At 66.1% G+C, this 13,820-nt stretch carries 13 protein-coding genes and 1 pseudogene; 4 read left to right on the forward strand and 10 right to left on the reverse strand.

The window, feature by feature from the left end; translation table 11 throughout:
- Nucleotides 1-59: 59 nt before the first annotated feature.
- From ACUXVA_RS13885 to ACUXVA_RS13895, 3 genes and pseudogenes are all read left to right on the forward strand, one after another.
- Nucleotides 60-1,538, forward strand: a complete 1,479-nt coding sequence (locus ACUXVA_RS13885; RefSeq protein ID WP_445492701.1) for a DUF1800 domain-containing protein — start codon at nt 60-62, stop codon at nt 1,536-1,538.
- A pseudogene (locus ACUXVA_RS13890) lies at nt 1,535-2,756 on the forward strand (DUF1501 domain-containing protein). The gene ACUXVA_RS13885 and the pseudogene ACUXVA_RS13890 overlap by 4 nt, the downstream one beginning before the upstream one ends.
- 374 nt (nt 2,757-3,130) lie before the next feature.
- Nucleotides 3,131-4,543: a hypothetical protein gene (locus ACUXVA_RS13895; protein ID WP_445492703.1), complete on the forward strand. Its 1,413-nt coding sequence runs from the start codon at nt 3,131-3,133 to the stop codon at nt 4,541-4,543.
- An 18-nt stretch (nt 4,544-4,561) separates the two neighbouring features.
- Here ACUXVA_RS13895 and ACUXVA_RS13900 read toward each other — a convergent pair whose 3' ends face one another.
- From ACUXVA_RS13900 to ACUXVA_RS13915, 4 genes are all read right to left on the reverse strand, one after another.
- Nucleotides 4,562-4,996, reverse strand: coding sequence for a hypothetical protein (locus tag ACUXVA_RS13900; protein WP_413776538.1), 435 nt, complete (start codon nt 4,994-4,996; stop codon nt 4,562-4,564).
- Nucleotides 4,997-5,126: 130 nt separating this feature from the next.
- Nucleotides 5,127-6,455, reverse strand: a complete 1,329-nt coding sequence (locus ACUXVA_RS13905; RefSeq protein WP_445492705.1) for a hypothetical protein — start codon at nt 6,453-6,455, stop codon at nt 5,127-5,129.
- A 119-nt stretch (nt 6,456-6,574) separates the two neighbouring features.
- Nucleotides 6,575-6,922: a BrnA antitoxin family protein gene (locus tag ACUXVA_RS13910; protein WP_445492707.1), complete on the reverse strand. Its 348-nt coding sequence runs from the start codon at nt 6,920-6,922 to the stop codon at nt 6,575-6,577.
- Nucleotides 6,912-7,169: a BrnT family toxin gene (locus ACUXVA_RS13915; protein WP_265079768.1), complete on the reverse strand. Its 258-nt coding sequence runs from the start codon at nt 7,167-7,169 to the stop codon at nt 6,912-6,914. Before ACUXVA_RS13915 ends, ACUXVA_RS13910 begins: the two co-directional genes overlap by 11 nt.
- A gap of 606 nt (nt 7,170-7,775) precedes the next feature.
- Between ACUXVA_RS13915 and ACUXVA_RS13920 the strand changes: the two genes are divergently transcribed.
- Nucleotides 7,776-8,120, forward strand: a complete 345-nt coding sequence (locus tag ACUXVA_RS13920) for a hypothetical protein (RefSeq protein ID WP_265079767.1) — start codon at nt 7,776-7,778, stop codon at nt 8,118-8,120.
- Nucleotides 8,121-8,340: 220 nt separating this feature from the next.
- Here ACUXVA_RS13920 and ACUXVA_RS13925 read toward each other — a convergent pair whose 3' ends face one another.
- From ACUXVA_RS13925 to ACUXVA_RS13950, 6 genes are all read right to left on the reverse strand, one after another.
- The gene (locus ACUXVA_RS13925) at nt 8,341-9,282 is read right to left on the reverse strand and encodes an aldo/keto reductase (RefSeq protein WP_445492710.1); all 942 of its coding nucleotides are present in this window, start codon (nt 9,280-9,282) and stop codon (nt 8,341-8,343) included.
- A 93-nt stretch (nt 9,283-9,375) separates the two neighbouring features.
- Nucleotides 9,376-10,212 (reverse strand): lysophospholipid acyltransferase family protein, encoded by an 837-nt coding sequence (locus tag ACUXVA_RS13930; protein ID WP_265079765.1) that lies wholly within the window; start codon nt 10,210-10,212, stop codon nt 9,376-9,378.
- Nucleotides 10,213-10,441: 229 nt separating this feature from the next.
- Nucleotides 10,442-11,257, reverse strand: coding sequence for a PAS-domain containing protein (locus ACUXVA_RS13935; protein WP_265079764.1), 816 nt, complete (start codon nt 11,255-11,257; stop codon nt 10,442-10,444).
- Between the two features lie 209 nt (nt 11,258-11,466).
- Nucleotides 11,467-12,624, reverse strand: a complete 1,158-nt coding sequence (locus ACUXVA_RS13940) for a PQQ-dependent sugar dehydrogenase (RefSeq protein ID WP_445492713.1) — start codon at nt 12,622-12,624, stop codon at nt 11,467-11,469.
- A 104-nt stretch (nt 12,625-12,728) separates the two neighbouring features.
- A complete protein-coding gene (locus tag ACUXVA_RS13945) occupies nt 12,729-12,908 on the reverse strand; it encodes a hypothetical protein (RefSeq protein ID WP_265079762.1) in 180 nt (59 codons plus the stop codon).
- Between the two features lie 142 nt (nt 12,909-13,050).
- Complete coding sequence (locus tag ACUXVA_RS13950; protein ID WP_265079761.1) at nt 13,051-13,707, reverse strand: glutathione S-transferase family protein; 657 nt, start codon at nt 13,705-13,707, stop codon at nt 13,051-13,053.
- Nucleotides 13,708-13,820 lie beyond the last annotated feature (113 nt).

A 13,820-nucleotide genomic window follows, 5' to 3' on the forward strand; every position in this document is an offset into this window, starting at 1 on the left:
GTTCGGCACCGACTCTACCCGCGCCGACCGGCAAGGGAAGACTGTTCAGAGGACATTCGATGGCGCGTGATTCTCGTGGCGGCCTGGTGGCGCTGAATCGTTTCGGCTTCGGCGCGCGCGGCGGCGCCTCCGGCGACATCCTCAATGCGGCGTCCGATCCGCGCGGCTTCGTCAAGGCCGAACTCGGCCGCCCCAGCGGCGTGCTGCTGGAACTGCCGGGGCTGCAATCCACCCCGGCGCTCGGTCAGGCCATGTTCGCCTATCAGGACGAGGTCAAGGCGGCGCGCGCCGCCGCCGCCAAGGTGGCAACCGCCACACCGGAGCCGATGAAAGTGGCCGCCGGCGACGCGCCGCCGCCGCCCACCGCAACCATGACCGTGCAACCCGATGTGCCGCAACCGCCGCCGATGCCGCCGCAACCGCCCAACGTGGTGCAGAACACCTTTCGCAACGAGGCGCTGGCGCGGATCCAGCGCGCCACCATCGCCGAATGCGGCTTCATCGAACGGCTGGTGGTGTTCTGGTCGAACCATTTCTGCATCTCCGCCAACAAGGGCGAGCCGGCGCGGATCTGGGCCGGCTCGTTCGAGCGCGAGGCGATCCGCCCGCATGTGCTCGGGCGCTTCAGCGACATGCTGAAGGCGGTGGAACAGCATCCGGCGATGCTGTTCTTCCTCGACAACCAGCAGTCGATCGGCCCGCAATCAAAGGCGGGGCAAAACGGCAAGCGCGGCCTCAACGAAAATCTCGCGCGCGAGATCATGGAGCTGCATACGCTGGGCGTCGGCAGCGGCTATTCGCAGGATGACGTCACCACGCTGGCGCGCATCATCACCGGCTGGACCTTCGCCGGCCGCGACGGCAAGCTCGGCGTGCCCGGCAGCTTCGCCTTCAACGCCAATGCGCATCAGCCCGGACCGCAGGTACTGCTCGGCAAGACCTATGACGACAACGGCGTCGGGCAGGGCGAGGCGGCGCTGGCGGACATCGCGCGGCATCCGGCGACGGCAAAATTCATCGCCACGAAATTCGCCGCGCATTTCGTCGCCGACACGCCGCCGCCGGCCCTGGTCGCAAGACTGCAGGCCACGTTCCGCAGCACCGACGGCGACCTGCGCGCGCTGACGCTGGCGCTGCTGGATTCCGACGAGGCATGGAGCGCGCCGCTGACCAAAGTGCGCAGCCCCTACGAATACCTGATCGGCACGGCCCGGCTGCTCGGGCGCATCCCCGACAATCCCTATCAGGTGATCGGCGGGCTCAACACGCTCGGCCAGCCGCTATGGACGCCGCCGGGTCCGAACGGCTTTCCCGACAGCAACGCCGCCTGGGCCGCGCCGGAAGGCATGAAGCTGCGGCTCGATCTCGCCGCCCAGGTGTCGTCGAAAATCGCCGACAGCATCGACGCGCGCGAACTGCTCGACGTGATCGCCGGCGATGCGGCGTCGAACGAGACGCGGCAGACCATCGCGCGTGCCGAGACCCGTCAGCAGGCGCTGGCGCTGCTGTTGATGTCGCCGGAATTCCAGAGGAGATGACCATGGACTGCTGTGAAAGCCGCACCTCGTTGCGCAGTTCGCGCCGTTCCCTGTTGCTCGGGGGCGCCGCCTTCGCCGCCTGGGCCTATATCCCGAAATTCGCCCGCGCCGCCGATGCCCGCGATCCCCGCCTGATCGTGGTGATTTTGCGCGGTGCCTTGGATGGTCTTGCCACCGTGGCGCCGCTGGGCGATCCCGACTATGCCGGCCTGCATGGGTCCATCGCGCTGACCGCCGATGGCCCGAATGCCGCGCCGATGCTGGATCTCGTTCTTCGCCATGCATCCGGCGATGCCGGAATTCACCCGCATGGTGCGCGAGAAGAAGGCCGCGGTGGTTCACGCGGTGGCCACCGCCTATCGCGAGCGCTCGCATTTCGACGGCCAGGACGTGCTGGAGAGCGGCTTCGCCGGTCCCGGCCGGGTGCAGTCCGGCTGGCTCAACCGCGCCATCGACGCGCTGCCCGCGGGGCAGCGCGTCAGGAGCGGGCTGGCGATCGGCCCGACCACGCCGCTGATCCTGCGCGGCAACGCGCCGACGGTCGGCTGGGCGCCGGTCAATCTGCCGACCGCCGCCGACGACACCGCGCAGCGGCTGATGGAGCTCTATCGCGGTCGCGATCCGGCGCTCGGCGCCGCGCTGGCGCAGGGCCTGCAGCTCGACAAGATCGCCAAGGGCGACACCATGAAACCGGACAAGGGCATCACGGCGATGCAGCAGATCGCCCGCGGCGCCGCCAAGCTGATGGCCGCCGATGACGGTCCGCGCATCGCAGCGCTGGCGTTCGATGGCTGGGACACCCATGCCGGCGAAGGCGGCCCGGTCGGCCGCCTCGCGCAACTGCTCGGCGGACTCGACGGCGCATTGCTGGAATTCGAGAAAGGCCTCGGCCCGCACTGGCGCGACACCGTGATCGTGGTCGCCACCGAGTTCGGCCGCACCGCGCGGATCAATGGCACCGCCGGCACCGACCACGGCACCGGCACCGTGGCGCTGCTCGCCGGCGGCGCGGTGAAGGGCGGCCGGGTGATATCGGACTGGCCCGGCCTCAAGCCGGCCAACCTGTTCGAGGCCCGCGACCTCGCGCCGACCACCGACCTGCGCGCCATCCTCAAAGGCGTGCTGCACGACCACCTCGGCCTGTCGGAACGCGTGCTGGCCGAGTCGGTCTTCCCCGACAGCGCCATGGTGAAGCCGGCCAAGGGGCTGGTGGCATAGTTCCGGTCGCATAGGCCGCGGCGGGCGCGCGATCCCACGCCTGGACTTCTGCTTCAGCGGCGTCGTCGGTGCGGTCAAGCGGACCTGCCGGCGGCCGCAGGCGGCGTGCCGGCCGAAAACAGCGATCCCTGATACATTTTCTGCCACGGCGCCTTGCGTAGCTGGCCGTGGGCGGTAGGATTGCGCCTATTGTTATTGCCCTGTTTCTTCATTTTTTATTTGGAGCCGACCGGCTCATGCATCGATATTTCAGTTTGATGACAGCGGTGAGCCGGAGGTTGTCCTTCGGCGGTGCTGGCATCGGCGTCGTTCCCGCTCCGAACATGGACCAAACGATACGGGAGTGCCCGTCAGCGGACGCGACCGCGAGGGCTGTGGCCGAAGAGATCAATCATTCGCTGGTCGCACCCACGGCGTGGTCGCTTGGACCCATCGTCGCTGTCCTGATGGCGCTGCAGGTTCTGCTGATCTGTTACCGCGTGCGCAACAGCTGGCTGTTTTCCGACGATTTCTTCGGTTTCATCGTGTACCAGGACATGGGCTTCACGCTGAAATACCTGTTCCGCGATGTGTTCGGGCAGGTGGCGCCTGGCTTCAGGGCCGTGCACGCGTTGCAGTTCGAGCTCGCCGGCGTGTCGTTTGTCGCGACCCAGTTCTATATCGTCGTGCTGTCGGTCCTGTCGTCGTATCTGCTGGTACGGATCGCCATGCATTTCACCACGTCGCGCTGGAGCATCGTGGCGCTGCTGATCGTCTATATCTTTTCGCTGCAGGCCCTTCACATGCAGCCGTGGTGTTCGTCGGCGCTGCATACGGTGTCGTGCATGGCCACGATGTTGCTGGCGATCCACGCCGCGCTGCAGGGGCGCTTCCTGCTGTCGGCGGTGGCCTATGCGATCGGCCTGTCGTTCACGGCGAAGGCGATCTTTTCCATCATCCCGGTGGCGGGATTTTATTGGGCGTCCGTGGCGCCGCTGGGCAGCCGTTCCGATGTCTGGCGGGCTGCCGTGCGCTTCAAGTTTCACGTGCTGGCGCTGGCGCTGTATGTGGCGATGGTCGTGGTGGTATCTCCCGGCATGAGCGCGCCGCGCGGCAGCGTCGCCGACGTGGCGCTGTTCGTCTGGAATGCCTTTGCCGACGGCGCCGCGGCATCGAGCATCGGGCTGGGCTCGCAGGCCTCGTCGGCCCCGCAACCCTTTGCCGCGATCGGGGCGGTGGTGTTGCTGGTCGTCGTCGCCATTGTCACCATCCGGGCGCAGCCGCGAAACGCGATCCTGTGGGCGACCTACCTGGCCTATGTGGTTCTGGGGATTCTCCCGGTGGCGATCCAGAGGGCAGGGATGTTCGGCAGCGGCAGCGGCAGCTCGCTGCGCTACAATGTCGAGACCTCCGCGCTGCTCATTGTCGTGCTCATGATCGCGCTATCCAGCCTGCGGCCCACCTTGCTGTTGCGCATGTCGGCCGTCGCCGCCGGCGTGGCGATTGCCGGGGTGCTGCAATGGCAGAGCACCAATGTGTTTCATGCCTGGGACATCGTCGCCACCAAGAAGTACATGCAGAATCTGCAGCTCTCGCTGGCGTCGTTGCCGCCGCAGGCGGCCATCGTCGATGAGGAAACGCCGGAGTTTGTCATTCCGAAATGGCTGGCGCCCTACAACACCACGCAGCGGATCAGCTATCTGCTGCGGCCCGCTCTGAAGCGGGCCGGTCCTGCGTCTGCAAGGTATCGCATCGATCCGTCGGGGTTCGTCGTCCAGCTGGTGAGCGAACGCACCGCGCCGCAGTAGCGGCGCAGTGCGGCGCGCCTAGCGCAGCGAGATCGCCAGCCCGCTGAGGTCGGCATTGACCATCAGCCCGGTCTGCCGTCCGCTCAGTTCCAGCAACGCGCCCTTTTCGTTGGTCAGCACGATGGCGCTGACGCCGCGGCCGACCGCAGCACCGGCACCGCCCGCGCCATAGACGCCCGCGACATCCGAAGGACGGTTGATGCGGCTCACCCGACCGGACAGATAGGTCTGCGACGCGCCGAACACCAGGCCGGCGCTGAGGCCACCGATCGACAGCGGATACTGCCGGCCGCGAAACGTCAGGGTGCCCGAGCCGCCCGACGCGCCGATGAACCAGCCGCCCTTCAGCACATTGATGCGAACCGTGCCGCTGTCGGCGCGCGCGGCGGAGGCGGCGAGGCTCGTGAGGGCGATGGTGGCAGCGACGAGGGCGGTGCGCAGGGTGGAGGTCATCATGAGAAGTCCTTGGGAACGTGATTCTTGCGCCGGTGCGGCTGAGGCGCAGAGTGCGGGAAATCGCAGGCGGGGTCCATGGGGAGCTCAGGGACCCGACCGCCTGCGTCCTCGTTGCGATGCCCCGACGCTACTTCTTGGCAATCTCGTCCAGTGCGGCGGCGAAGGCACCCATCACGACTTGCAGCGGCGCGGGCCCTGTCATCGCCGCGCGATCGATCGGGGTATGAAACAACGGGTGCAGGCCGAAAATGCCGATGAAATTCGGATAGCCCGCGGCAAAAACGTCGCGCAACTCGCCGATCGCCGCCCGGTCGCCCTGCATCCGGACCGCCGGCACATCTTGAAACCGGCGATCAATGGTCGCCGCGAGGCTTGCGCTGACGCCGATAAAGCGGGCTTTTGCATCGACCTCCGGCACGATGCGCCAGTCTCCGCCGTCGCGCACGCGCTGATAGCAGGCAAGCGATGCGCCGTAGTGAATCCATGCAGCAACCCGATCCGGCTTCGGCGCCTTGTCATGCAGGAACAACTCCATGCCGCCATGGCCGATTTCGTGCCCGGTGGTGGCTACGAAGATGAAGTTGGCATCGGGCAATGATGTTGCGGCGTAGCTGGCGGTGGCGAGAAAGGCCGCAATGCCCGGGCCTCGTTCGCAGGTGCTGGTGAACCAGCTGGAAACCGGGGTCGAGACCACGACGGTGCGGTCCTTGCCGCGGTCAAGCCGTCCGATGAGGTTTCGCCCGGCGACGCCCTTTTCATAATGCCCTTGAACCGACGCCGAAACCGAAGCTCCGGCGGTCTCGGCGGCTTCGAGCAGCGGCTCGTCTTTCGCCGCCACAAGAATGACCGGCACCGGCCACGGTTCATCGGTCTGCGCAACGTTGTAAGTGAAGATTTCACCGCTGGGGTGGCCGATGCTGAGCAGCACCGCAGCGGGGTGTTTGGCGATGGCGCCGGCGATCAGCTCCCGGTGTGTCTTGTTGAGATAGGCGCCCTGGTCATAGGGAATGTGCAGCCGGACAAATTTTCCCGTTGCATCGCCGCCATTTGCGATCGGGGCGGAGAGGCTGAAGCTCGCTTTGTCCTCCGGGATCCACCATTGCGGCAGCACGGCGAGGGTCTTGTCGCCGACGGTCAGGGACGCCGCGTCGAGAAAATACTGCTTGCCGATCGAGAAGCGCTGTTCCTCGATGGTGAGCCCGTCCGTCCGCAGCCGGTCGGCCAGCCAGTCCATCGCCCGCTGAATGCCGACGCTGCCGTACCTGTGAATGCCGAAGGAGTCGTATGTCTCGACGTCGGCATACAGCGCGTCGCCCGCCAATGGATCGACAGCTTGCTGCGATATCTTGACGTCGCGCGCCTCGTGCAGGGAAGGGTCTGCCGTCTGCGCCACAGCGGCAAACGGCAGGGTCCATGTCACGACAACGAATGTGAGCGCGATCCTGAAATACGACACCGGTTGCCTCCATTTTGGATGACCGACAGAAGCCAACATAGCCGGGAGAGTAGAACGATATCCGGGACTTCGGCGAGTCCTGCATATCTCTGCGCTCATGCGGGTTGTTTGCTTTCCGCTCACGCGCTCTTGCGCTTTGCCACGACGCGCGGCGGCGTTGCCTTCCGCTTGTCGCCCGGTCCAACGAACTGAATCTTTCCTCGCTTGATGCGCGCTTTCAGCATGTCGTTGATCCGCGTCTGCCAGCCCGGTCCGGTGGCGCGCAGGGCCGCCACCACGTCATCATCAAGCCGCAACTTCACCGGCACCTTGGGATTGTCGAGGCGCGGGCGGCCGATCCTGTTCTTGAATTGCGCGAGGATTTCCGGCGGCAGGTCCTCCGCGGGCTTTGAGGCCGCGAAATCGGCTGCCGTCCAGTCGGGGTTGTCGTCGAGGGGTGCCGTTCCGGCTTTCTTCTTACGGGGCATGTCGTTTCATCTCCTTGGCATGAGCGCGGCGCAGGCTGATCGGCCGCACGATGCCGTCGCGAACGGTGAAGGCGAGATAGTAGGCTTTGCCATCGATATGGCCCCACGCGCGGTAGCGGACTTCGCCATAGTCCGCGCGTTCGTCGACGATGTAACGCGCGATCACCATGTCGGTCGCGCGATCCAGCGAAATCCTGTGCCGTGCGCGATTTATGGCGTCTTTCGCGGGATCGAAGGGCTTGGCCATGAAACTAAATGTGCACCCGGAAAGCCGGTACGTCAAATAGTTGGGTGTACAATAATGAGATTCGCGGGGATGTCAACCGCGTGGAGGATAATTTTCACATCGTGGATTGACGGCTGCGTTGATTTGGATTATAAACCTAGTCACCTCATCCCACTGAGGGGCGTTTCCTGGGACGCTTGGAAGTGCGGGATGAGGCGGTGGCGCCTGCGGGCGCGAGGCAGACGTTGCCTTGCGCACTCGGGAGGCCCTGTGTGGCCGTCCGACCCTACTAAGGGGGGCTGCCTTGAGTGGCTGGACGCGGACAGCGAAAGGCGGGGAAATCCCGCCGGAGTGGCGCAAGCCACGTGCTGGCCCGGAAGCACGGCCCTGGAGCCCAAAATCGCCACGGTGGGAGCGCTGACAAGGCGTTTCCCCGGCCTCTCCTCCCGATGCGTCGGGATCACGCTGCGGCCACTACTACAAAAGCTGCGCCTGTCGGCGCTCCGCCTCCCTCGTTTCGGGAGGCCCCCTGGCAAGACCTTCACGCAAAGCATTTTGCGGGCAACGCACAGGCTTGCCCGGCCGGGGCGGCGTGCCGCGATCAATCATCCGAGAGGAGAGCGAGGCATGGCAAGGACGACGATCTGGGACGAGGCATTTCTGAAACAGCGCGCGGTCGATGCGCGCGCGGCGGCGCTGGCGCGGCAGACCGACGCCGACTGGGAGCGCGCGCAATTGCAGATCAAGCGCGAGGTGTCCGACGTGCATCGCGGCTTTGTGCGTTGTCCGGATAAGCGCTGCCGCCGTGCGCGGCACTGCCGGCCGGCAGCCTATCTCGCCTGCTTCGCCGTGCTGCGCGTCAGGCTCCCCCATGCTGTCGAGCAGGAGCTGATCGAGTATGTCTATGCCGAAATGCAAGCGCTGAGGCGGGATGCGGCGGATGTGGGGACGGAGGTAGAGTGCGAGAGGTAAGCGCGGTTCGTGCTTCCCCTCTCCCCCAGCAAAGCGCAGCTTTGCGCAGCGGGAGAGGGTGCCCGAACGAAGTGAGGGCGGGAGAGGGGCTTGCGGCGTATGCGGCTGCGCCCCTCTCCCGGCCGCGCGGGCGCGCGTCCACCCTCTCCCGCCACGCGCAGCTGCGTTGCGCGCGGGGGAGAGGGGAAAGGAAGTGCTGCCCTTCAGCAGCAGCGTGCAACTACACCAGCGTGATGGTGTCGATCTCGGCCATGTCCTCGGCGCTGAGTTTCCATTCGATCGCTCTGACGTTCTGCTCGATCTGCTCCGGCGTCGAGGCGCCGGCGATGACGCTCGACACCTGCGGCCGCGCGGCGAGCCAGGAGAAGGCGAGTTCGAGCATGGAGTGGCCGCGCGCACTGGCAAAGGCGGCGAGCTTGTCGACGATGGCTTCGTTGCGCGGCACCAAGTAGCGGTCGCGCAGCGCCGGCGCCTTGGCGAAGCGGGTGTTGGCGTCGACATTGGTGGCGCCGGCGTATTTGCCGGTCAGCATGCCGCCGGCCAGCGGGAAAAACGGCAGCAGGCCGAGATTGTATTGCTGCGCGGCCGGGATCAGTTCCTTCTCGTGGTCGCGCACCAGCAGGCTGTATTCGTCCTGGCACGACACGAAGCGGCTGGTGCCGGCGCCGCGCGCGGTGAATTCGGCCTCGGCGATGCGCCAGGCCGGGAAGTTGGAATTGCCGATGTAGCGCACCTTGCCCTGGCGCACGAGGTCTTCCAGCGCGCGCAGGGTTTCCTCGATCGGCGTCAGCGAGTCGAAATCGTGCTGCTGGTAGAGGTCGATCCAGTCCGTCTTCAGCCGGGTCAGGCTGGCTTCGACCGCGCTCATGATGTAGCGGCGCGAGGCGCCCTGCTTGCTGCCGTCGGTGGCCATAGGCTTGCAGAATTTCGTCGCCAGCACGATGTCCTTGCGGCGATCGCCGAGCACCTGGCCGAGCACGGTTTCCGAGCCGCCCATGCAGGCATAGATGTCGGCGGTGTCGAACAAAGTGATGCCGCAGTCGATCGCCTTGTGGATCACCTTTCGCGAGGCTTCGAGGTCGCTGCGCTGGCCGAAATTGTTGCAGCCGAGGCCGACCGCGGAGACGCGCAGGCCGGAGCCGCCGAGATTGCGAAGTTGCATGGAAGGTCCCATCAGGTTGTCACAGCTTCGTCTTATCGCGCGCACCACGCGCCGCGGCAAGACGCACCGCATCATGGCGGCCGCGCGCGCGTGTCAGGCGGCGGGCAGCGGCTGCGGGTCGACCGTGGCAACAGGCGCCTGCTTCGGCGCCCCGGCGCGCAGCGCCGCGGTGGTCATGCGGCGCACCGCCAGTTCCGCATCCCTGGCGATCTGCTTGCGGTCGGCGCTCATGTCATAGGCCACCGCATCGCCCCAACTCACGGTGATGTCGATGGCGCCGGAGGCCAGCACGCCGATGAAATGCGGGATCAGGTCGGCGTCGCCATACCACGCCACGCGCTCGCGAAAGGCGCGTCCGACCGGCAGGCCGTCGACGCGCACATAGGCCAGCGACATCGGCTGCACGATGATGGACTTGTGGTGAGTGCTGCTGCCGAGCGCATGATGCACCGCGCCGACCAGCGCCGAGCGGAACGGCAGGATGCGGATGCCGTCGCTGGAGGTGCCTTCGGCGAACAGCACCACGGCGTCGCCGCCAAGCAGCCGGTCGCCGATCTCGCGGGTGGCCGCCCCGGTCTTGTGGCGGGCCTGGCGGTCGATGAAGATGGTGCGCTGCAGCTTCGACAGAAAGCCGAACACCGGCCAGCGCGCGACCTCGCTCTTGGCGATGAACACCACCGGGTTCAATGCACCGATGACGCAGATGTCCAGCCACGAAACGTGGTTGGACAGGATCAGCACGGGCGAGTCCATGGTGCGGGTGCCGACCTGGCGAATGCGGACGCCGAACAGCGCGCAGACGATGCGGTGAAACAGATGCGGCAGGCTGCGCTGCAGGCGCAGGTTGAAGGCGATGGCCAGCAACTGCAGCGGCAGCAGCAGCAGGGTCAGGACCGTGACAACGATGAGGACGGCGATGAAGCGGATCATGACACCTTGTACCGCGATTTCGGACCGCAGCGCGAGGACAGAGCAGGGAGCTCGGATAGTTATCCCGGCGGGATGCGAAAAAAAATGCGGTCCCTGCCGGACGCGGCGACAGGCAGGGACCGCTTGGGGACATCCGGTCGGCGACGGGGGAAGCGGCCGGACGCAGGCGCAGGCTAGTCCGGGGTTGTTACGCGGCTGTGACACGCCTGGTTATCCCCAGCCGCACGGCCTATTCGGCGGCGTGCAGATGGCCGTCGGCGAACACGTCGCCGGTGCCGCGCAGCGCCAGGTAACGATCGTAGTCGGCGGGATTGTCGCTGCGCCGGATCAGATCGGTGATCGGCGTGTAGCTGAGCATGCGGCCGCCATCGGGCAGCGCCGTGCAGCTCAGCCGCACCACGATGCCGCTGCTGAGCCTGATATCGCACGGCGTGGTGTCGCCGGCGCGGATCATTTCGGTGCGCCGCGCGATAAAGCCGTCCAGTTCGTCGTCCGGCAGCGCATAGGCGCGGGTGTCGCGGCCGTGATACATCAGCGCGATGAAGGGCGGGTTGCTGTCGGCGAGCGCGTCCGGCACCGCGAACAGATCGCGAAACGCCCGGTTGATGAATTCGGCGCGGGTGTCGGCGTCGAGCAGGACGATGCCGATGGTGGTCTGGTCGAGCGCAGCGGCGAGCCGCCGTGCGGTGGCATGACGCGCGCGCTCGCGCCGCGATGCCTTGTGCGCGGCGGTGTGCAACATGCCGGTGACGATCGCTGCCATGGTTGCGCCGATCGCCAGCAGCGCGATGTCGATCAGGTCAGCCAATCTGAAGCCCAACGGCGTGCCGTGGACGAGCGCCAGCAGTACAACGCAGCCGACCGCGATGGCCGCGCCGGCAAGGCCCGCGCCGATGCCGCCCAGCGCCGCGGCGCAGACCACGAGGCCGACGAACAACGGCGCCAGATCCAGCGTTACGGCGAAGTACAGATTCGCCGCCATGGCGGCCAATGCCGCCGTTGCGGTCAGAAGAAGTCCGGACGTGGTGCGCGCGCTGAATGGCATCGTGTTGTCCCGTGTGGCCCAGAGACTAGGGCGACGCCATGACGAACGGTGCGATGTACACGAGTTCTTTTGTCGGTATGCCTAGGGCCGGATGGATTGATCCGGCGCATTTTTCCGTTTTTTCGATTCAATTGGTCGCGACATCGGAAGAAGCCGGTAAGGTTCGAGGCGCCGTCGCGTTGCCCGCACGCGGTGCCGGGCCACGATTGCTACTTCGCCGGCGACACGCGAAGAATTCGTCCGGCCGTACTGTCCGTCAGCAGATACAATGCGCCGTCCGGTCCCTGCCGGACATCGCGGATGCGTTCGTTGAGGTCCCGCAGCAGGCGTTCCTCGCCGGTGACCTTGTTGCCGTCGAGCGACAGCCGCACCAGCATCTGGCCGGCCAGCGCGCCGGTGAACAGGCTGCCGCGCCATTTCGGAAACAGTTCGCCGGTGTAGAACGCCATGCCGCTCGGCGCGATCGACGGCACCCAATACTTGACCGGCTGTTCCATGCCGGGCTTCGACGTGCTGCCGTGGATCTTGGCGCCATTGTAGTCGATGCCGAAACCGATCACCGGCCAGCCGTAGTTCTTGCCCGGGCTGATGATGTTGACCTCGTCGCCGCCGCGCGGGCCGTGCTCGGTCTCCCACAATTCGCCGGACGCCGGATTGAAGGCGAGGCCCTGTTCGTTGCGGTGGCCATAGCTCCAGATCTCGGGCCTGGCGCCGTCGCGACCGACGAACGGATTGTCCGAAGGGACCGAGCCGTCCGGCGCAATGCGGATCAGCTTGCCAAGATGATTGGCGAGATTCTGCGCCTCGTCGCGATACGTAAAGTGCTCACCGAGCGTGACGAACAGGTTGCCGTCCGGGCTCTGCGCGATGCGGCAGCCGTAGTGATTGCCCGACGACAGCGGCCCGTCCTGGCGGAAGATCACCTTGACGTCGTCGAGCCGCCCGGCCGCCGCGTTGAGTTTCGCGCGCGCCACCGCGGTGCGGCCGCCGTTGCCTGCGCGTTGGGCGTAGCAGAAATAGATGTCGCTATTGTCAGCGAAAGAACGATCGATGATGACGTCGAGCAGCCCGCCCTGGCCGGATGCCCAGACCTCGGGCACGCCTTTCAGCGGCGGCGAAAGCTGCCCTTCATGTGTGACAAGGCGCATGCGGCCAGGCCGCTCGGTGACCAGCATGCGTCCGTCGGGCAGGAAGGCGAGCGCCCACGGATTGACGAGGCCGCCGGCGACGGTCTGCACCTGGAGTTGTCCCGCGGAGGAGGCGAACGAGGAATTCTCGCCGCGGGTGCCGGTGGCGATCAGGAACGTGGCGGTCACGATGATCGCGGCTGCCAGCGATGCGGTGACCCAGACAACTGGCGACTTCATCCTGGTCTCCATCGCGGGGGTGACCGTGGTTCGCTGGCGTCGTCGATCATCCCCGGTGGATCGCGAGGGGGAGACGATGTGCGTGAGGGGGAGAGGTCAGGAGTTCAGCCGAGGACAGGCATCGCCGTGGCTACCCTGATCGACAGCATGGTGAGGGTGACGATGAGGCAGAGCGACAGACAGCCGACGGCGAGCGCCGCAGCGACGGCGTTGGTCAGCCGGGATGAAGCAACCGGGGCAAGGCGAAGCTGGAAACCGGGACCTTGGCGAAGCGACCGTATCATGGCCGTAAATCCTTCAATACACGAGCGAATCACCCGCGTACCTCCAGATTTTGCAGCGATGGCAGGCAATATTTGGGCGAAAAACCGCCAACCGTGGCGAAAGGAGGGCGTAAATGCCGGTTATGGCCGCTATTTTAAGAAATTATGCCTCGGCGGCAGCTGCTGCGGTATCGAGATCCGCAACCGCGCCGGCGCGTTCGGCCATGGAGACGAAGCCGGGTTCCTGCTCGACGCGACGCAGCCAGCGCCGGATCGACGGGAAGGTGGACAGGTCGAAATCGCATTGCTCGGCGACGTGGGTATAGCCGTACAGCGCGATGTCGGCGATGGTGAGCTGCCCGGCGGCGAAGTAGTCGTTGGTGTTGAGATGGTTATCCATCACCTGCAGCGCCGCGTAGCCGCGCTCCATCCAGTCTTCCAGCGCGTGGGTCTGCAGATCGCGGCCGCCCTTGACCAGGCACAGCCAGAAATAGGCGGCGCCGATATTCGGCTCCAGCGCGTGCTGTTCGAAGAACATCCACTGCAGCGCCTCGGCGCGGTCCATGCGGGATTCCGGCGCCAGCGACGTGCCGATGGCCACATACCACAGGATGGCATTGGACTCGGCCAGGAAGCGGCCTTCGGCGACCTCGAGCAGCGGCACCTGGCCGCTCGGATTCATGGCGAGAAAGTCAGGGGTGCGGCTTTCGCCACGCAGAATATCGACCTCGACGGCGCGATAGGGCGCGCCCAGAAACGCCAGCGCAAGGCGGACCTTGTAGCTGTTGCCGGATCGCTGCATGGAGTAGAGCTTGTACATTCGCGGTCGTTCGATTCATCGGTGATTGACGCGCGCGTACCCCCGCAACGCGTTCAAACAATGATGCCGATGGCCTTGCGTCGCAAGCCCCCGGATCTGGAAAAAGTCGAAAA

This window comes from Rhodopseudomonas sp. RCAM05734, assembly GCF_052658035.1.